This window comes from Spongorhabdus nitratireducens, assembly GCA_947387575.1.
In the GTDB taxonomy this organism is placed as follows: Bacteria; Pseudomonadota; Gammaproteobacteria; order Pseudomonadales; family Endozoicomonadaceae; genus CANDOC01.
In genome coordinates this window covers 105,422-124,113 of the sequence record CANDOC010000014.1, presented here as the reverse complement: position 1 = coordinate 124,113, position 18,692 = coordinate 105,422, and the positions used below count along the sequence as shown (strand labels likewise).

The 18,692-nt window shown below is 50.8% G+C and carries 16 protein-coding genes; 9 read left to right on the top strand and 7 right to left on the bottom strand.

Going from position 1 to position 18,692, the window contains the following annotated elements; genetic code table 11:
- The 6 genes from ACYZZ0_RS21630 to ACYZZ0_RS21605 are packed head-to-tail and all read right to left on the bottom strand — an operon-like array spanning position 1 to position 4,676.
- Positions 1-789 carry a heme ABC transporter ATP-binding protein gene (locus ACYZZ0_RS21630; RefSeq protein ID WP_461538747.1) on the bottom strand — a complete coding sequence of 263 codons (789 nt, stop codon included), beginning with the start codon at positions 787-789 and terminating at the stop codon, positions 1-3.
- The gene (locus ACYZZ0_RS21625; protein WP_461538746.1) at positions 786-1,874 is read right to left on the bottom strand and encodes a FecCD family ABC transporter permease; all 1,089 of its coding nucleotides are present in this window, start codon (positions 1,872-1,874) and stop codon (positions 786-788) included. The genes ACYZZ0_RS21630 and ACYZZ0_RS21625 overlap by 4 nt, the downstream gene beginning before the upstream one ends.
- Before the next feature lie 27 nt (positions 1,875-1,901).
- Positions 1,902-2,798, bottom strand: a complete 897-nt coding sequence (locus ACYZZ0_RS21620) for a heme/hemin ABC transporter substrate-binding protein (protein ID WP_461538745.1) — start codon at positions 2,796-2,798, stop codon at positions 1,902-1,904.
- Positions 2,798-3,217, bottom strand: a complete 420-nt coding sequence (locus ACYZZ0_RS21615) for an ExbD/TolR family protein (RefSeq protein WP_461538744.1) — start codon at positions 3,215-3,217, stop codon at positions 2,798-2,800. The genes ACYZZ0_RS21620 and ACYZZ0_RS21615 overlap by 1 nt, the downstream gene beginning before the upstream one ends.
- Positions 3,214-3,921 (bottom strand): MotA/TolQ/ExbB proton channel family protein, encoded by a 708-nt coding sequence (locus tag ACYZZ0_RS21610; protein ID WP_461538743.1) that lies wholly within the window; start codon positions 3,919-3,921, stop codon positions 3,214-3,216. Before ACYZZ0_RS21610 ends, ACYZZ0_RS21615 begins: the two co-directional genes overlap by 4 nt.
- Positions 3,922-3,932: 11 nt before the next feature.
- Positions 3,933-4,676: an energy transducer TonB gene (locus ACYZZ0_RS21605; protein ID WP_461538766.1), complete on the bottom strand. Its 744-nt coding sequence runs from the start codon at positions 4,674-4,676 to the stop codon at positions 3,933-3,935.
- 400 nt (positions 4,677-5,076) lie between these two features.
- Between ACYZZ0_RS21605 and ACYZZ0_RS21600 the strand changes: the two genes are divergently transcribed.
- The 4 genes from ACYZZ0_RS21600 to ACYZZ0_RS21585 all read left to right on the top strand — a co-directional run bounded on the left by ACYZZ0_RS21600 (position 5,077) and on the right by ACYZZ0_RS21585 (position 12,196).
- Positions 5,077-7,230 (top strand): TonB-dependent hemoglobin/transferrin/lactoferrin family receptor, encoded by a 2,154-nt coding sequence (locus ACYZZ0_RS21600; protein WP_461538742.1) that lies wholly within the window; start codon positions 5,077-5,079, stop codon positions 7,228-7,230.
- A 156-nt stretch (positions 7,231-7,386) separates the two neighbouring features.
- Positions 7,387-9,564 (top strand): hypothetical protein, encoded by a 2,178-nt coding sequence (locus ACYZZ0_RS21595; protein WP_461538741.1) that lies wholly within the window; start codon positions 7,387-7,389, stop codon positions 9,562-9,564.
- The gene (locus tag ACYZZ0_RS21590) at positions 9,564-10,025 is read left to right on the top strand and encodes a hypothetical protein (RefSeq protein ID WP_461538740.1); all 462 of its coding nucleotides are present in this window, start codon (positions 9,564-9,566) and stop codon (positions 10,023-10,025) included. Before ACYZZ0_RS21595 ends, ACYZZ0_RS21590 begins: the two co-directional genes overlap by 1 nt.
- A gap of 107 nt (positions 10,026-10,132) precedes the next feature.
- The gene (locus ACYZZ0_RS21585) at positions 10,133-12,196 is read left to right on the top strand and encodes a hypothetical protein (RefSeq protein ID WP_461538739.1); all 2,064 of its coding nucleotides are present in this window, start codon (positions 10,133-10,135) and stop codon (positions 12,194-12,196) included.
- Positions 12,197-12,301: 105 nt separating this feature from the next.
- Here ACYZZ0_RS21585 and ACYZZ0_RS21580 read toward each other — a convergent pair whose 3' ends face one another.
- On the bottom strand, positions 12,302-13,156 hold the full coding sequence (locus tag ACYZZ0_RS21580; protein ID WP_461538738.1) for a magnesium transporter: 855 nt from the start codon (positions 13,154-13,156) through the stop codon (positions 12,302-12,304).
- Positions 13,157-13,669: 513 nt separating this feature from the next.
- On the opposite strand from ACYZZ0_RS21580, the gene ACYZZ0_RS21575 reads away from it, so the two are divergent.
- The 5 genes from ACYZZ0_RS21575 (at position 13,670) to ACYZZ0_RS21555 (ending at position 18,528) form a co-directional block, all read left to right on the top strand.
- On the top strand, positions 13,670-13,993 hold the full coding sequence (locus tag ACYZZ0_RS21575) for a Rieske (2Fe-2S) protein (protein WP_461538737.1): 324 nt from the start codon (positions 13,670-13,672) through the stop codon (positions 13,991-13,993).
- The gene (gene sfsA / locus ACYZZ0_RS21570) at positions 13,990-14,700 is read left to right on the top strand and encodes a DNA/RNA nuclease SfsA (RefSeq protein WP_461538736.1); all 711 of its coding nucleotides are present in this window, start codon (positions 13,990-13,992) and stop codon (positions 14,698-14,700) included. The genes ACYZZ0_RS21575 and sfsA overlap by 4 nt, the downstream gene beginning before the upstream one ends.
- Before the next feature lie 218 nt (positions 14,701-14,918).
- Complete coding sequence (gene dksA / locus ACYZZ0_RS21565; RefSeq protein WP_461538735.1) at positions 14,919-15,362, top strand: RNA polymerase-binding protein DksA; 444 nt, start codon at positions 14,919-14,921, stop codon at positions 15,360-15,362.
- Positions 15,363-15,371: 9 nt separating this feature from the next.
- Positions 15,372-16,277 carry a tRNA glutamyl-Q(34) synthetase GluQRS gene (gene gluQRS, locus ACYZZ0_RS21560; RefSeq protein WP_461538734.1) on the top strand — a complete coding sequence of 302 codons (906 nt, stop codon included), beginning with the start codon at positions 15,372-15,374 and terminating at the stop codon, positions 16,275-16,277.
- A gap of 184 nt (positions 16,278-16,461) precedes the next feature.
- Complete coding sequence (locus ACYZZ0_RS21555) at positions 16,462-18,528, top strand: hypothetical protein (RefSeq protein ID WP_461538733.1); 2,067 nt, start codon at positions 16,462-16,464, stop codon at positions 18,526-18,528.
- Positions 18,529-18,692: the final 164 nt, after the last annotated feature.

The following is an 18,692-nucleotide window of genomic DNA, read 5'->3' as shown; positions in this document are numbered from 1 at the left end:
TCAGGTAATTACCAGTGGGCATCCATGCTGTGGATGTTTCATTACCACCACGTCCAGCTCAAATACTCTGTGGATAACGTCCGGTGTCATCACTTCGTCCGGTGTGCCGGAGGCCACCAGCTGGCCGTTTTGAATAACAAGCACTCTGTCAGCGTAACGGGCAGCCAGATTAAAATCATGCAGAATTACCATGCAGCCGGTATCTGCAGTGGCAAACTCACGGGCTACCTGCAGGGTCAGGTGCTGATGTGCCGGATCCAGTGCTGATGTTGGTTCATCCAGCAACAGCACCCGTGAACCCCGCGCAGATGGCTCCCACACCTGAGCCAGTACCCGAGCCAGATGCACCCGCTGCTTTTCCCCTCCGGAAAGGGCAGTATAGTTACGCTCCAGCAAATGCAGGGCATCAACCTTCTTTAATGCAGCAGTTACGATCTCAAGGTTCTCGGCGTTAGAGGTGGCATGAGGGGTTCTTCCCAGCAGCACCACTTCCTCTACAGAAAAAGAGAAATTCAATGTAGAGGACTGAGGTAATACACCCAACAAATGAGCTTTATCCAGCGGAGACCAGCTATCTATAGCCTGCTGGCCCAGACTGACCAGCCCCTGCTGAAATGCCATTTCACCGGTAATACTGCGAAACAGTGTGCTCTTGCCTGCCCCGTTAGGGCCAAGCACCGCTACCATTTCACCCGGCGCAACACTCAGGGAAATATCCTGCAGCAACAAGCGGCCACCGCGCTCAACGGTCAGACCGGCAACTTCCAGACATGCTTTTTGATCCATCATCCGATTCGGTTCCGTTGTTGCAGCAGAAGGGAGATAAAGAAAGGCGCACCCAGCAAGGCTGTCACAATACCAATCGGTAATTCGGCCGGCGCTACAATCACCCGGGCAATCATGTCTGCACCGAGTAACAACGCAGCACCCAACAGGCAGGATGCCGGCATCAGATAGCGGTGATCAGGGCCAATAAACATACGCACCAGATGGGGAACGACAAGACCAACAAAGCCGATCATCCCCGCCAGTGAAACAGCCAGACCGACACCCAGGGCTGTCAGCAGAATCAGCTGCAGCTTCAGCATATTCACATTCTGCCCCAGGTGACGCGCTTCGGACTCACCCAGCAACAAAGCATTCAGGCCGCGAGAGCGACCGATCAGCAATAGCTGCAACAAAATCATGAAAGGTGCTGTAAGAAGAATATTTTGCCAGTTGGCCCCTCCCAGACTTCCCATGCTCCAGAAAGTCATATTGCGCAGCATCGCATCGTCCGCGATGTAGTTGAGTGTTCCCATGCCGGCACCACTCAGCGCACCAATCGCAATACCTGCCAGCAGCATAGTGGCTACAGATGTCCCGTTAGCGGTAGTACCAATCCGATACACCAGTAGCGTCGCGCCAAAGCCACCAACAAAAGCCAGTACAGACACGCTATAAGCTTTGAGTACATCCGGCAGAGTAAATGGCAGCATGCCTCCCAGCACTATGGCGATACCGGCTCCCAGCGCGGCACCGCTGGCAACGCCGATAATACCCGGATCGGCCAGCGGGTTTCTGAACAGCCCCTGCATTGCTGCACCGCAGACGGCAAGCGTGCTACCCACCAGCACACCCAGCAAGGTGCGGGGCAATCTGATGGCTTCAATAATCAATGCCGAGCGCGAGCCGGGATCAGGTTCCGCCAGTCCCACATTGGCCAATAGCACCTGCACAATTTCACTGACAGGAATAGTGACCGGGCCTGTTGCGATGGAAAACAGCATCATCACAGGTAGCAAGATACCCAGCCCCCACAACAAGAGTCGGGCTTTATCCTTTCTTTTCATTTTCTGGCCATAGAGATGGAAGAAGAAGCCTGATGTATCCACAGGCTTCTTTGGGATTCGTGTATTGCTTTAGTTTGCCTGAACTGTCATCAGGGATGGAGAGGCAGGATAGAATTTGCGAGCCAGCTCAAGTACCGCTTCACCGGTACGCGGCCCCAGCCCACCGATTAACAGGGTACCATCAACAACTTCAACACGTTTGTTGATACCAGCCGGGGTTGCAGCCAGCCCGGGCTGCACACTCAGTAACTGCTCTACGGATTTGTCTGCCAGGGAACTGGCGCTGACAATAAGAATATCCGGTTGCATGGTCAGCAAGGATTCAGCAGAAACCTGACGATAACTATCGAAGTATTCCGCCGCTACGTTAATGCCACCAGCCAGAGTGATCAGCGTATCAATCTCGGTATCCCCACCGCCCATCATGGGAGTACCGGTATGACTCAACATAAACAGTACCCGGGGACGCTTCCCTTCGGCCATTTTTGCAGCAGCTTTTAACTGGTTATCAATTTTTATCCACAGATCCTGTCCCGCCTGCGGCTGCTCAAACATTTGAGCCATCAGTTCAATACGGCGCTTCAGGTTATCCACATCACTGCCGGCAGGCAGCTGCTCAATTTGAACCTTGCCTGCCTGAAGCTGGTTGAAAATAGCCGGTGGCCCCATTTCATCGGTTCCGAGTAACACATCCGGCTTCATGGAGAGAATGCCTTCTGCAGACAGCGAGCGGTAATAACCCACTTTAGGCAGCTTCAGTGCCTGTTGAGGATGCTTGCTGGTCACATCAACAGCAACCACCCGGTCACCGGCCCCCAACGCAAAAGCCAGCTCAGTTGTACTACTGCCAATAGTGACCAGTCTCTGAGCCTGGGTAATATCCTTTGCTACAGCCTGGGTTCCACCCAGTATGGTTGCAGTCAGCCCTGCTGTTATTGCTATCGTTTTAAATACTCGGGCAAACATCACTTTTCCTTCATTAAAATCTGGGCCGCAGCAATATTGTTTTGCTGCAGGAACTGCATCAGTTGAACCAGCTTTTCCATCGGTACCTGGCGATCACCGGCAATAACAACTGCCCGCTCAGGTTCGGCCTGAACCTTTTGCTGTAATGCCTTGCTGAAAGCTTCCCAGCTGCTGAACTCTTCCCCTTCAAGGGCCCAGGCTGAAGTTCCCTGCTGCAGGTTGACACCGATGGCATCCGGTTTATCCAACTGCCTGGCAACAGCTTTTTCGGTTTCAGGTAAATCCACAGGCAACGTCAGTGGCACACTGTTGGCCGTAAACAACAGAAAGACCAGCACGATAAAAACGACATCGAGTAATGGCGTCAGATCAGGCAAAAGTGAAGCCGTGATTTCGTCATCCGAACTGACGCGAATCATGCCAGCTGCTCCACCAGACGCAGGTCATTGGTCTGCTGTTCGTCATGAGCCGCAGACGATTTGCGAGCCATTCCGCTCTCTTCCATGCTGATCCCTTCCATCAGCAAATTGACATGATTCAGTACAAACTCGAGACGAGCGAGATAGCGGCCGGCGAAGATGCCAAAACAATGACTTGCTGCCAGTGACGGGATGGCCACAATCAGGCCAAAAGCGGTGGTATACATGGCACCCCACAAACCATCTGCGAGTACGGCAGGAGTAATCGGGCCAGTGCTTGCGGCCAGCCCCTGAAACATGGTGATCATGCCAAGAATGGTGCCCAGCAGGCCCAGCATCGGACTCAGAACACCGACCAGCATCAGCACTTTCAGATTCGCATTAAGGCGCTGTTTCTGTTTCAGCAGCCACAGCCCGGCAACCTCTTCACGCAACCCCTTGTCACTGCCGGCATGGCTGAGCAAAACAGATACACCACCACCGAGCGAATTATTACTGGCACACAGTCCCTGCTGTAATTTTTCGCACTGAAGTTTGCAATCACAGCCCTGGATCTGCTGCAGGATAGACTTGACCTGTTTCTTGCCCAGTGATGGCAGCAAGGCAAAAGCCACTGTCCGCTCCAGAATCAACGCCAGGCTTATCACCGAAGCAATCATCAAAGGCCAGCTCAGCATTCCGAGCTGTTGAAGTATTTCATTCATTTTCTAAAACCTCATTGCAAGCGGTATACCACCGGCACATGTACTTTCGATTGAATTGCAATTCCGTCACGTTCCATGGGCACAAATTCCCACTTCCGTACCGCTCGTGTGGCAGCACGATCCAGAATGTCAAAGCCCGAAGATTCGATGATTTCAATCTCCTCGGGGTAACCGCCGGCATCCACTAAAACTTCCAGCAGCACAACACCCTCTATGTTTCTCCGTTGCGCCAACCGGGGATATTGCTGCGGCGGCTGACGACGGTAAGCCGGGTTACTCATCACCGGAATTTCTTCACTCAATCCGACGATGTCACTCTCGACTTTTTTTCGTACAGAAGCCTGCTGGTTTGGTTGATTGACTTCAGGCTTCTTATCCGGTTCAGGTTTGGGCTTTGCTTCGTCCCTGGTTTTCTGCTCTTTTTCAACCTTCGAGTCAGGTTTGGTGATTTTTGGCCGGGGCTTTGGCTGCGGCTTTTTCACAGGTTCCTGACGAGGCTTTTCCTTGGGTTTGATCACAGCCTTTTCTTTGACGACTTCAGGCTTCTCAATAATCACTGGAGGCTCGGGTTCAGGTTCCACAGGCTCTGGCTTGCTGGGTTCCGGCTCACTCCTGACCGACGCACTGGATGTTACCGAGACAAAAGAGACACTGACTGGAGCCGATAGTGCTCCACTGGATTTTGCCAACTGTATTTCAGTGTCAGACTGCCATTGAAACACCACATAATGAGCTGCAGCAGAAAAGCACAGCATCAGCAGCACGCCCCGGGATCCACCTTGAAACCATGTTCCGGTACTTCTCAAAAACCCCATCACGGACACACACTACTCACCAATGCATTTTCAGATTATGGCGCCTTCCAAGAGGTACAAAATCAGGCGCATTCCGCAAAATTTAAAACAAATGAGAATGATTTGCATTTGTTTTGCGAATTATCTATATTGGCCTCCGAATGTCAATGGCACTGTAGTCAAAAACACCATCAACCTGACTATCTTTAAAGCCTGCACATCAGATCCGGCACAAGAACAGACAGCGCAAACAACGAACCAGTCATCAAAAAAATGACGTTAGTTTCCAATCGTTCGTTACACTGATGCTCTGTTGCGAGCCAAGTAAGTACAGCACACAAAAGCAACAGGAATACTAAAAATGTTTTCCAGAAGCAGACTGGCAATTGCGGTAATGGCCGTCTCTGCGGCCCTTGCCCAGGCTGATGATTCTTCTCCAAGAAACCAGCCGACCCTGTTGAATCAGGTAACGGTCACAGCCTCCCGTGTTGAAAAATCCCAGCAGGATATTGCGGGCACTGTGACGGTTATTGACAGTGAGCAGATGGAAAAGGATGTTGTAAACGATATTAAGGATCTGGTGCGCTATGAACCGGGCGTCAGTGTTGGCTCCGGAGGTCGATCTGGTCTTAGCGGATTCAATATTCGCGGCATGGGGGAAAACCGGGTCAAAATCATGATCGACGGTGTTGATCAGTCAAAGGCCTTTAATCCTGGCGGTAACTACCTGACCTCAAAACGTAACTTTGTTGATATCGAAACCCTGAAAGCCGTTGAAATCATCAAAGGCCCTGCATCCAGTCTTTACGGTAGTGATGCTCTGGGTGGTATGGTGGCATTCCAGACCAAAGACCCTGCCGACCTGCTACAGAAATCAGGTGATGACACCCATGCATCCGTGAAGGCAGGCTATGAAAGTGCAGACAAGGGCTTCACTGAAACCCTGTCTCTGGCCAACCGCACCGGTGATCTCGAAACCCTGCTGATCTATACCCGTCGTGACCACAAGGAAACTGAAACCCACAGTGGTGCTGATATTTACGGCAGTGGACGAGGAAAGGCTGATCCGCTTGATACCGGCCTGGATAACATTCTGGCAAAGGTCCAGTATCAGCTTAACGATGCTCATCGTGTTGGCCTGACCGGCGAATATCACAATGCAAAAACCGATGCCAAACCCATGTCCATGAACCCTGACGGTGTGACCGGCAAGGATGAAAAGACACGTTCACGCATCGGATTTTCTCACGAGTGGCAGGCTGATCTGGCTCTGTTTGACCAGGCCAGCTGGCAGCTGGACTGGCAAAAAAGCGAAACCGAAATGGACACCCGGATGCCGGCTTATGAAGCGGACTTTGGTCCCGGCGGCAAATTTCCATATCCCAACCGTCTGCAGGAGTACGATTACTCCGAGAACACCTACCAGCTCAATGCCCAGTTTGATAAGCAGCTCACACTATCCGGACTGGATCACTACTTTATCTATGGTCTGAATGTCAGCAAAACTGACGCCGAAAATAACAACACATCCAACAACCTTGATGACGGGTCTGTTACCAAAAGCAGTTACATTCCCCAGATTGACGTTGTGAATTACGGTCTGTTTGCTCAGGACGACATTCAGATTAATGACCGACTGACAATTACTCCGGGATTACGCTACGACCGTTTCAAGTATGATCCAAAAGCCGAGGCGGGCAGCCCAACACAAATCAAGGATGCCAAAGACAGCAAGGTTACCGGCCGTCTGGGCAGTGTCTTCAAACTGAACCAGGATCTCGCCCTGTTTGCCCAATTCAGTCAGGGCTTCAAGGCTCCGGGTTTCCATGAAATGTACTACACCCGCGTTAGCCACGGTTATTCAATTCTGGCCAACCCGAGCCTGAAACCCGAGGAAAGCAACTCGTTTGAGCTGGGTCTTCGCGGTAACTACCGCTTGGGAAGTTTTGAAGTCACCGGTTTCTACAACAAATACAAAAACTTTATCCAAAGTGTTGTTGTTGACGAAACCAAAAATGTTTCACAAAGCCAGAACGTTGCCAAAGCCAGAATCAAAGGTATCGAATTCCGCGGCCAGCTCTGGCTGGATGAAGCGATTAACGCACCTGAAGGCACCTCTATGCGGGTGTCTGCAGCCTGGGCTGATGGTGAAAACAATGAAACTGACAAACCGCTGGACAGTGTGGCACCACTGAAAGGTGTGATTGGCCTGAGCTACGATGCACCGTCCGAGATCTGGGGTGGTGAAGCTATCTGGACTGTTGTTCAGGGCAAGAAAAAGTCTGAAATCAGCGACAAAACCGACTTTGCGTCCAAAGGTTACGGCATCTTCGATCTGACGGCCTACTACAAGCCGGTTGAACAACTGACCCTGCGTGCCGGCCTGTTTAACCTGACCGACAAGAAATACTGGATCTGGGAAGATGTTCGTGGCCGCTCTGCTGACTTCGCAGGGCTGGATCGTTATACCCAACCTGGCCGCAATGTTTCCGTCAGCGCTAAATGGGTATTCTGACCCGGGAGCTGACTTAACCGACCTCAACCGCAGACGCTCTGTCATCTGCTCTTAAGGGCGATCCATTGGATCGCCCTCTTTTTTTGTTATAAGCGCTAAACTGAATAATTAATGATCAAAATAAGTTAACCCGAATATATTGCCGGTCGGAATGATATGGAAATCAGGCCCAATACCCAGGGAGTCACCGGCGTCGGTGGTGTTGACCAGACGCAGGGAGTTCAGCCCACCGAGCAGTTTACCGGTCTGCGACAAAAAACCGGTGGCTTTGCCCGCAGCCTTTCAAAGGTCGCGGGGTTTAATCTGCCCGGTCTTTCCGACCAGCTTTCCAAGGTGTTTAAAGGTGCATCCGTCGCTACAGCCAGTGCAACCAATTCGATAGCTGCTACAGCGAGTCAGGTTGCCAATTCTCGTCATGTAGCGCAGGTTGAAGGCGGGTTGCATCGTTTTGGTGACCATATAGGTCAGGCTGGCAATCTGATAGGGAGTGCCGTCAGCAAAGCTTTCAGCCAGGCCCATGGTGATGTCGCCAATACCGGCAGTATTCTGCAAGCAGGCATGCAGAAGGCAGGTCAGAAAACATTTGCCAGTCTGATGGTTTCAGGCAATGAAATACACAAAGGGTTAGCCGGTGTATTCGCTTCCGCAGTCAAAAACGGCAAGGCTTCCCAGGCAGAAGCAGGAGCAGTCGGACAGCAGTTACAGCAGGGTTTCAAGAATGCCGGGGTTGGCATACAGAAAGGATTTGAGGCCGCAGGCTCGATATTAAAGCAATGGGGCTCACAGCGAGCCAAAACATTGCAGTCTTCAGCTAATGTTATGAACCAGACTGCCAGAGAGGCAGCAGGTATCTCTCAAACAATGAGTAAAGAGCTGATTGCAACCCAGTCTGTTTTCAAAAAAGGCCGCCATAATGTCCTTAAAGCCTTCAAACAGCTGACCAGAGATACTCACCAGCAGCTGACCCACAGTCGTAGCGAATTTCAGCAACAGCTTAAACAAGTCGATCAGCAAATTGCGGTATTAAAACAGCAGTTGCCACCTGAGAAGGCCAGAGTCTTTGATGACAAGGTTGCTCATTCCATTTCCGTACTTAAAGGCGAGTTTGCTACGATTGACCGCAATCTTGCCGCTCAACGTAAACCCGTCAAGAAACCAGTAATTCACCACCGACCTTCAAGGCCGGTCAGGCATAAAAATGAAACCCGCACCAAAGAACCGGGCGAACCTGCCGTACAGAAACAAAAAAATGACGGACTGATAAAACAGTCTTTTTCCATCCTTAAGCAACAAATCACTGACGATGCCAAGAATATCGCTGCAGCTTCAGAACAGGTTGCCGCCGCAAATCAGGAAGCACTGGCCCAGATTGGCAAACTGGTTGTTTCCACCAACCCTGTTTTAGCCACACTTTTTAATGTCGGTATCGGAAAGGAGATAAGAGGCATTGCTCAGGGAGCCGGACAGCAAGTCGCCCAAACAACGACAGCTTTTGGCAATGAGCTTCTGCAACGCTTTGATGAAACCAGCCAGAATATTGCCACCGGCGTGGCAGCCTTTGGCAATGCAGTAAACCACTGGGGGGAGCAGACCCATCAAGGGCTATCTGCTGCAGGCAACGAATTTGCACGCTGGGGTGAAGGCATTAACCAGGGATGGAATCAGGCCGAAGGCGAGTTTAATCGCTGGGGCGATGCAATTAATGACAGCTGGAGTGCAACCAGAAATGAGTTTCAGCAATGGGGTGGTGCTATTAATAACGGCATCGTAGCTGCTGGCAACGAGTTTGCTGAGTGGGGCGCCGCGATTAATGACGCTCAGGCAACTGTGGGCAACGAATTTCTCAGCTGGGGAGGCAAGGTCAATGATGGCTTGCTGGCAGCAGGAAATGAATTTGCCAACTGGGGTGATGGTATCAATCAAGGCTGGGGTGCGGTTAATAATGAGTTCAACACATGGGGCCAGGGGATAAGCACTGGATTTTCCAGTATTGGACGATCCTTCAATGATTTTGGAAAAATGACAGGTGACGCTTTTTCTCAAGCCGGTAACGCTATAGGTCAGGGTTTTAATGATGCCGGACAGAAAACCGGAGAAGTGTTTCAGTCTATCGGCAGTAAAGTGTCAGCATGGGGCAATGATGTCGCCAGCATAGGGGCCGCAACCATATCCATTGCCAAACCGGTTGAAAAAGTCTTTCACGATATTGGCAACGGGGTGAAGAACGGGTTTAAAAGTTTCGGCAATAACGTGGCAGATACGGGCAATAAGGTTGTCAGAGAAGTCAGTAAGCCCGTCAATAAAGCTAAAAAATTCGTCAAGAGCCTTTTCTAATGGATGAATCAGTAAAATTCAAACTCGACCCTGAAGTTAAAAAGCAGCTGGAGCAGCATATTCGTGAAGTGAATCAGCTTGCTGCTCTCTTTGGTGCTGGAGAGCAGGTGACAACATCCCGCTCTATTGGAGTAAAGCTGGAACCCGGTGTTGAAAGCAACGCTGTACTGGGGCTGCTGGCAAAGACAAACTCCAGTCATGCCGAATTGAAAACGGTGATGCCGGATGAATCAGAGTTGCTTGAGTCATTCGACAAAGCTATCACTCAACTGGAACAGAACGGAGCCAAAGAGCCGACTCTGGAGCAGTTGTTTGAGCAGCAATTTCCTGAAGCTGCAGACAAAACCAGAGCCTATCTGGATAGCTTCCAGAAGCTGTATCAAACACTTTACCCCCGGGCAGCTGAGGCAAAGAAAAGGCGAAAGTTGCCCAAGGGTCAGTCAGGCCGCCTTCGTCTTTAGCAGGTATAGGGAGAATACCGGGTCGCTCTCAAATTTATCATACGCGCTAAACTGAATAATTAATGATCAGAAAGGGTTAGCCCGGACATATTGCCGGTCGGAATGATATGGAAATCAGGCCAAATACTCAGGGAATTACCGGTGTCGGTGGTGTCGATCAGACACAGGGCCCTCAATCCACTGAACAGTTTACCGGCCTGCGTCAAAATATTGGCGGCTTCAGTCGCAGCCTTGGCAGGATATCCTCTTTTAATCTTCCCGACCTCTCCGCACAGTTATCAAAAGCCCTGAAAGGCGCCTCGACTGCTACAGCCAACGCCGCCAGCACAGCTACTGCTTCAAGTATTCAGGCGGTAAGCTCACCAATTGTCGCCCAGGTTGAAGGCGGTTTACACCGGATTGGAGACCATATCGGTCGCACTGGTGATTTGATTGGCTCCAGTCTCACCACAGCTTTTTCCAGTGCTGCGAAAGATATGGCAAATGCTGGCAATATTTTACAGGCCGGGATGCAGGAGGCCGGACAAAAAGCCGTTGCCGGCCTGATGGTCTCAGGCAATGAAATGAATAAAGGACTGGCAGGAGCATTCGCTGAAGCAGTAAACAGTGGTAAAGCTACCCGTGGAGCAACTGTAGCAGCAAGCAAACAGCTACAGCATGACTTTCAAACAGCTGGCAGTAGTATCCAAAAAGGGTTTCAAGCTGCAGGCCTGGCAATGAAGAAGTGGGGTGCAGAGCAGGCCCGGGTCACTCAATTCTCAACCGAAGTGATGCACCATGCCACTCGTGATGCAGCAAATATCGCCAAAACCATGGGTGAGAATATTGCAGCCACCCAGAATAAAATCAAAGAGGGTCTGCAGAACGCTCAACAGGCTGTTAAACAGCTTGACCACAATACTCGCCAGCAATTATCCCAGGGTCGCAAGGAAGTACAGCAACAGCTGGAAAAAATTAACCAGAGTATTGCAGCGATCGGACAGAAGCAGCTGTCTCCTCAGGAAACTGCAGATCTTCAGCGGGAGGTGAAGCAATCATTAAGCACGATTAATGAACAGCTGAAGAAAATTGACCGGGAAGTCTCATCTCAGCACAGGGAAATCAGACAGAAGGTTTTCCACCGTCGTGTCACCAAGCCGGTTATCAGAAGCAGGGAAGACTCGGGAAGAGTGAACGAGTCCTTTGCCCACAACCAAAAGAATATTGATAACGACAGTAAAAACATTTCAACCGGATCAAAAGAGGTTGAAGCATCAAACCAAAGTGCTCTGGCCCGAATTGGCAAAGCTGTAGTCGCCAGTAATCCCGTATTGGCAACAGTCTTCGGTATTGGTGTCGGCAAAAGTATCAGATCCGGGCTGAAGGGGGCCGGGCAGCAGGTTGCCAGAGAAGCCTCTGCCTGGGGTCAGAAAATTCAAAAGACATATGACAGCTTTGCCCAGAATGCATCCCGGGGAGTACAAGCTTTTGGTAATGAGGTGAAAAGCTGGGGAGCAAAAATCAATACCGGGCTCGATGCCACAAGAGCCGAATTCAAACGTTGGGGCGGAGAAATAAATAAAGGCTGGAACAAAGCCACCACAGAGTTCAGCCGCTGGGGAGGAGCAATACATCAAGGCTGGAATGCAGCCAGTAACGAGTTCAAGCGCTGGGGGGGAGAGATCAATAAAGGCCTGACAGCGACAAAAAATGAATTTGACCGCTGGGGTAGTGAAATAAAAAAGGGTTGGGGAACCGTAAACCAGGAGTTCAACAGATGGGGTACTAAAATCCGGGGTGGATTCACCAAGGTTGGGCAAGCATTCAATAGCTTTGGTGACAAATCCCGGGCAGCCTTTCAGACAGCCGGCTCTGCTATCAAGCAGGGGTTCGAGACTGCTGGCCAGAAAATAACCACTGGATTTCAATCGATTGGTACTAAAATCAAATCATGGGGCCAGGATGTCGGTCAAAAAGTTGTATCCATTGCCAAACCCGTCAAAAAGTTCTTTGATGATGTGGGTTCAAAAATAAAGAACGGATTCAACGACTTTGGTAGTAAAGTCAAAAATGGTTTTGAGGATTTTGGCAGAAAAGCCAAAAAAGGCTTTGAAGACTTTGGCAAGAAAGTTGATAAAGGCTTCAAGGATTTTGGAAACAAGGCAAAGAAATTCTTCAAGAGTCTCTTCTGATCTCCACCTTCATCAAGCACTACTTCACCTTGGCGCAGTAAGTAGAAATAAAAAGACGAAAGTAGTTCAGTGGCACACTGATCGCTTTCGTCTTTAAGAGCACATTTATCCGCCAATCCCCAACAGCCGGGTTACAGTAAAGAAGTAAATCAGCATACCGGAAATATCGACAACAGACGCCAGCACCGGGCTGACCAGTACTGCCGGATCAAGATGACAGGCTCTGGCCAGCAGAGGTAAAACCCCGCCAACAACTGTCGACAGTACCACCTGTACAGCCAGCGCAATCCCGATAGCCACTGCAATATGATCCAGTTCAATCCCGGCCGGCAGTACTGTGCCATCACTGAATAATTCAACCCGGGCGATAATCACCGCACACAACACAGCAGCAATAACCAGCGCAATCCGGAACTCTTTCCACATCACCTGCAACCAGTTCCCGGTTTTGATTTCATCAGTTGCCAGCGCGCGGATAACCAGTGTTGCAGCCTGTGAGCCGGTATTACCACCAGCTGCCGCAACAACCGGCATGTAAACGGCCAACAATACCAGGCTGCTCAATGCATCTTCATAGTGGGAAATAATCAGTCCGGACACTATTCCCATCAATGCCAGGCCGATAATCCAGCCAACCCGTTCACGTACATGGGTCATGACACTGTTTTGCAGATAGTGGCCTGTAGGCTCCGCTTCACTGCTGATCAGTCCCAGTCGTGTGCTGAGCTGGCGCATCAAGACTTCTTCACCCAGCTCTTCCATCCGGTCCAATAGTTTCAGCACTTGTTTCAACGGAAATTCTGCCAGTACCTCGACCGCCTGAGCTACGGGCAGATCAATCAGAAACCGGACCTGATCATCCCGGGACATTTGGTGCAGACCGGTAACGGCAGTCTGCAGATTAAAGCAACGATGTTCATTGGTATGCTGTTCAACACCAGCAAAATCCATGATTCCCATAGCGAACCTCTCGACCGGCCGGGGATCGAAAATAAAGCTGATGCCAACACTGTTATTCTGTTGTCTGGTTGCGAATAAAACAGTAAGCCTGCAGGAGCTGTAATGGGCTCTAGCAAAAACAGAAAGCTGAAAACAGTCATCTACTGTTTATCAGCAACTGGCACGCAGCACGGATTTTAATATCAGCCACTGGCATCAGGCCGGTGGTGATGCTGGGAAGCAAACGAGAAAGGAATTTTCCCGGGACTCAAGAACAGGTCCCGGCAGGAAAGTGCACGGGTACCGTTAGCGGGTCATTTCGCTTCCCGAGTGTGTACTCGGAGGTTGGTCGGTATCGTTCACGCACTGTTTCCTGTATGACTGCCCGGATTGGGCGCAGCAATTTTAATGGGCAATATATGGCGGCGCAAGCTGCATCCCCCTGTAACCTTGTCCTGAGTCACCTGATAAAGTGCAAACCGGCTGACGATCTGTTAAACATTTCATTTCTCTCAGAAAAAAGAAAACAACATCGTGATTCAACTCTGTCAGTCGTCAGATATTCAGGATCCCGGAGCCAAAGGCTTCAGTGACGATAACTACAATATTCTGGTCGTTCACAAGGACGGGCAGTTCTATGGCTACCGCAACAGCTGCCCCCATATCGGTGTGCCGTTGGAATGGATGCCGGATGAATTTCTCGATAAGGAGCAACGCCTGATTATGTGTGCCAACCATGGCGCCGAGTTCCTGATTGAAACCGGAGAGTGCATCGCGGGGCCCTGCAGTGGCCAGTCGTTGACAGCTGTGCCGGTTGAGGTCAAAGATGGTGTTCTTTACGCCGAGATATCCGAGTGAAATTTGAACCGCCTTTGCAGTCCGGTCGTCTGATCCGGCGTTATAAGCGCTTTCTGGCCGATATCGAAACCGATGACGGGCAGCAGTTTACGATTCATTGCCCAAACACCGGTTCAATGAAGAATTGTGGTGAACCGGGCAGCAGAATCTGGTTTTCTGATTCAGGTAATCCCAAACGCAAATATCGTCATACTTGGGAACTGGTAGAAACCCGAAAGGGAATTACTGCCTGTGTAAATACCGGTCAGGCCAATAAACTGGTTGAAGAAGCGATAACCGCAGGTACAATACCCGCCCTCCGCGGTTATGGTCAGTTGCGGCGTGAAGTGAAATACGGCGACAGCAGCCGGATTGATCTTCTGCTTTCAGACGACAACAAGACTGATTGCTATATCGAAGTCAAAAGTGTCACACTGGAAGAAGCTGAAGGCCATGGCTTTTTCCCGGATGCTGTCAGCACCCGGGGGCAAAAGCACCTGCTCGAGCTGTTAAAGATGAAGCAGGCTGGCTGCAGAGCCGTACTGCTTTTCTGTGTTCAGCATACAGGTATCTCTCAGGTCAGCCCTGCCGATCATATTGATCCTGCATATGGCAAACTGCTCAGGGAAGTCTTCAGCGCCGGCGTTGAAGTGATAGCATGGCAGTCTGAACTGTCTGCCCAAGGTATGGAGTTGTCTCGGGAATTACCGGTCAAGCTCCAACCTTGACGCCACAACCCGAAAAAGTCACGTTTGAACAAACTGGTTGCCACTTATTGCGCCAGCGGACGATCCATGTCAAGTTTCGGGTATGGCACATCGGAAAGTGTTCTGGTAGCCTCTGCGCTTCCCTGAATCTCCAGTTATGGCATTATGTCAGGTTAACAGGGAATGCAGGCCTCCCGAAGGATGCTCGTAAACAAGGTTAGGTTGAAGAGGCTGTGACCATGTCAGCACAGAAAAAAGCCGAATCTGGCAACCTGCTCAGAAGCTACACGCCTTATATGGAAAAAGAAGGCGAGGAGTACATGAATGACCAGCAGATGGCGCACTTTACTGCCATTCTGCAGTCATGGAAGCAGGAGCTGATGGAAGAAGTTGACCGTACGGTTAACCATATGCAGGATGAAGCTGCCAATTTCCCGGACCCGGCAGACCGTGCCAGCCAGGAAGAAGAGTTCAGCCTGGAACTGCGTACCCGTGACCGGGAACGCAAGCTGATCAAGAAAATTGAGCAGACCCTGCAGCGTATCGAAGATGATGATTACGGGTTCTGTGATTCCTGTGGCGTAGATATTGGTATTCGCCGCCTGGAAGCACGCCCGACTGCCACACTTTGCATTGACTGCAAGACGCTGGCCGAGATCAAGGAAAAACAACTGGGCTCTTAAGAGCCCGGTTTGTTCTCGCCTTCCCCCCTGATGAACTCTCCGGATACTTCCTATACCGGTCGTTTTGCCCCTACTCCCTCCGGACCTCTTCATTTCGGCTCGCTTGTTGCCGCGCTGGCCAGTTATCTGGATGCCAGAGCTGCCGGTGGTCAATGGCTGGTCCGGATGGAAGATATCGATCCGCCCCGAGAACAGCCCGGTGCAGCCGATACGATTCTGAGGGCACTGGACGCCTACGGCTTACACTGGGATGGCCCGGTGATGTATCAGAGCAATCGCAGTGAAGCTTACAGGGCTGCACTGGATGAACTGAAACAAAGAGAATTGCTCTATTCCTGCACCTGCAGCAGGAAAAAGCTGACGCCTTACCAGGGGCGTTATCCCGGTTTTTGCCGGCACCTCTCTGAGATCCCTCAAGAGCCTTATTCCCTGCGACTGAAAACGCCAACCCGGACTGTAACGTTTGACGACAGAATTCAGGGTAAGCAGGCATTTCCCCTTGATGAAATTGGCGATTCAATACTGCTGCGAAAGGATGGTTTATTTGCTTACCAGCTCGCTGTTGTTATTGACGATGCGGAGCAAGGTATTACTGATATTGTTCGCGGCAGTGACTTGCTGGACTCCACGCCACGCCAACAATACCTCAGACAACTATTAGATTTTTCAGAGCCTGCATATGCTCATCTGCCCGTCATCCTGAATGACAATGGCAGTAAGCTCAGCAAACAGAACCATGCTGACGCCCTGCCTCTGGACAATCCTTTACCTCTGCTTGTAAGAGCTCTTCAGGCTTTGAGCCAACCGGTACCCGAATCAGTCTACGACCTGACTGTCGAAACCCTGCTCCAATGGTCAGTAGATCACTGGAATATCGAATCGATTCCTTCCCGCATGGGAATTCCCCTCAAGTAACACCAATAATCCGCAAAACATTCTGCAGATTGATCACAAGATGCCGATGAGAATAAACGGTAAGAGCGAATTTCGTTCTGGCAGTTTGACCGTTGTGAACTCCGGAAACCTGTTGTAGCTGGTTATCTAGCAGTCATAACCCTGAACGGCCAGAGTTCCGAAACGCGATGGCAAGGATTGCATAATGCGTTGTTTCAGGAAATACCGTTATCTTTTATCCATTCCACTGGCAGTCAGCTTTCAGGCTACCGGTGAGCAGCCTGTGCCCGGTATGCCCGGTGCGCAGATGCCTTATATGCCAATGCAAGCAGGCATGGCAGCGAATGGATATGATAACTACAACCTGAACCAGCCACCGGTAAACGCACGGCACGTACAGTCTGATCCTTATGCAAATACTGCAGGCTATGATCAGTACGCCACGGATCACTACTCGTCAAACGGTTATCCTGCTACTCCGGACACCTATGGCAGTCAGCCGGCAATGCAGGGAATGTACAATCGCAATGCGGGCATGGAGACCAATGGTCATTACAATGATGCCATGCAGGGCGGGATGAATGACCATTCAGGCCAGTACCAGCCTCAGCAATATAACAACTATCAAAACAGCTACCAGAACAGCCAGGGCATGAATAACAGCATGCCTGCCGATATGTCACGCGGCATGAATTCCCATCTGACAGACAGCAGCTACAACAACTATCAACAGGGAAATATGCCATCTAATACAGATGGTTATAGCAACAGCTTTAAAGACAGCCATATTGTAGATAGCTATTCAGACAGCTATGCCAAGCCACCCCACAGCACCTACAACATGCAAACGGGTGAGCGTATCGATACCGGTATGGCTGATAGCTATCACAGTATGAATCAGTCTGGCAGCGGCCAGAATATGCTGACGGAAGAGGAACGCTACGCCCAGCCACCAGCAAGCAGTAGCCAATATGGCAGTATGCAGCAGGGCACTTCCAGTTACTCAGATCACGGCAGCTACCAACCATCACCTTCTGCCTACGATATGTCAGCAGCTAGCTCCGGGCATATGAACAACAGTATGTACAATAGCCCGGCGGCCCAGCAGAACAGTTATACCGGGCAGGCCATGCCCGATAACCGCCATCAGATGTCCGCAAATACATCAGGTTTTGAGCAACCTGCCAGGCAGCATCAGGGTTACGGTGGTAATGCTTATAACCAGCCAGCATGGGAACAGCCGGCTACCAATACCGGTTACAACCAGCAGTACAATACGAATGCCCTCCCGTCTTCTACCGGCAGCGCCACAGGATATGCAGAGCCCGCCTGGCAGCAACCGGCCCAGCCGCAATATGGAACATGGCAGCCTTCAGCACCTTTACCACAGGTCATAAACAATTACGGCAACCATAACACTGGCTATGACAATCAGGCGTCTTCCGGCTTTCAGGGTCGTATGGATATGCCCGCCGTACAGGCAATGCCACAGAGACAACCTGCACCGACATATGCCCCCACACACAGTGCCGGCCAGCAAGTAGCAGCTCAACAATATCCATCAAACCCGATGCAACCCCAGCTCATGCCCAGACAGCCGATGGGCATGGCCATGATGAATCCGGGTGTCATGAATAAAAACCGCTGTCAGGAAGTACGTCGCCGGCGTCATATTGAAATCAATACCGTGCCCAATATTGTGCAGCAGGCACCGGTATCGGCAATGGGCAGCAAGGACTGCTTCAAGCCCGATGAAAATCTGTTCTATAACGCAGTTATCGCAGCCCAGCACAAGATGGGACCAAACGCGATGTGGTATCACCAGATGCGACTGGATACTGAATCGCAGATTGCCCAGAACTGTAACATGATGGCTGGCAGCCCCAATTCACCTTATGGCCCACAGCATCCAGGTGCCAGCCTGATGTGTCGCCAGCAGCAGTTTAATCAGATGATGCGACCCTACGAGTCACGTTATGAAGACGAAACGATTCTTTATCTTCGTCAGCGCAAACAGCTGGCAGAACAACTGTTCTTCCAGTGCAAAGGGGCTCTTGCCAGCCGCCGGAATATGATTCCAAGCGGTATCACCCTGCCCATCGCCTATAACGATGATCAGGTCAGTGCTTTCCCTGATTGGTATATTCGTCAGAATCTCGAAAAAGACGTGGCCTGGGCTGCAAAGTTACACAATATGCAAGCCAGTGAACTGGTGCGCGACACTCTCGGTGCGTTCTGCCCGGGTGATATGGTGTACTGGATTACACTCTGATCCACACCAACCGCTTACGCACAAACACCCCCAGCACAACCAAATACCACTATACGCCCCCAGAATACCGTTATAACATGGCGCTTGTTATATAACTGTACGATAGCCTGCCATGTACCTTTACCGGTTGGTCCTGCTGCTTGTTATTGCCATTTACCTCTTTT

Bases quoted from the DNA above. Each gene is read 5' to 3' on its own strand.
- ACYZZ0_RS21600 (WP_461538742.1), top strand. From the start codon at position 5,077: ATGTTTTCCAGAAGCAGACTGGCAATTGCGGTAATGGCCGTCTCTGCG.
- ACYZZ0_RS21580 (WP_461538738.1), bottom strand. From the start codon at position 13,156: ATGGGAATCATGGATTTTGCTGGTGTTGAACAGCATACCAATGAACAT.
- ACYZZ0_RS21605 (WP_461538766.1), bottom strand. From the start codon at position 4,676: ATGCTGTGCTTTTCTGCTGCAGCTCATTATGTGGTGTTTCAATGGCAG.
- ACYZZ0_RS21610 (WP_461538743.1), bottom strand. From the start codon at position 3,921: ATGAATGAAATACTTCAACAGCTCGGAATGCTGAGCTGGCCTTTGATG.
- ACYZZ0_RS21555 (WP_461538733.1), top strand. From the start codon at position 16,462: ATGCGTTGTTTCAGGAAATACCGTTATCTTTTATCCATTCCACTGGCA.
- ACYZZ0_RS21590 (WP_461538740.1), top strand. From the start codon at position 9,564: ATGGATGAATCAGTAAAATTCAAACTCGACCCTGAAGTTAAAAAGCAG.
- ACYZZ0_RS21585 (WP_461538739.1), top strand. From the start codon at position 10,133: ATGGAAATCAGGCCAAATACTCAGGGAATTACCGGTGTCGGTGGTGTC.
- ACYZZ0_RS21620 (WP_461538745.1), bottom strand. From the start codon at position 2,798: ATGTTTGCCCGAGTATTTAAAACGATAGCAATAACAGCAGGGCTGACT.
- dksA (WP_461538735.1), top strand. From the start codon at position 14,919: ATGTCAGCACAGAAAAAAGCCGAATCTGGCAACCTGCTCAGAAGCTAC.
- ACYZZ0_RS21615 (WP_461538744.1), bottom strand. From the start codon at position 3,217: ATGATTCGCGTCAGTTCGGATGACGAAATCACGGCTTCACTTTTGCCT.
- ACYZZ0_RS21595 (WP_461538741.1), top strand. From the start codon at position 7,387: ATGGAAATCAGGCCCAATACCCAGGGAGTCACCGGCGTCGGTGGTGTT.
- ACYZZ0_RS21630 (WP_461538747.1), bottom strand. From the start codon at position 789: ATGATGGATCAAAAAGCATGTCTGGAAGTTGCCGGTCTGACCGTTGAG.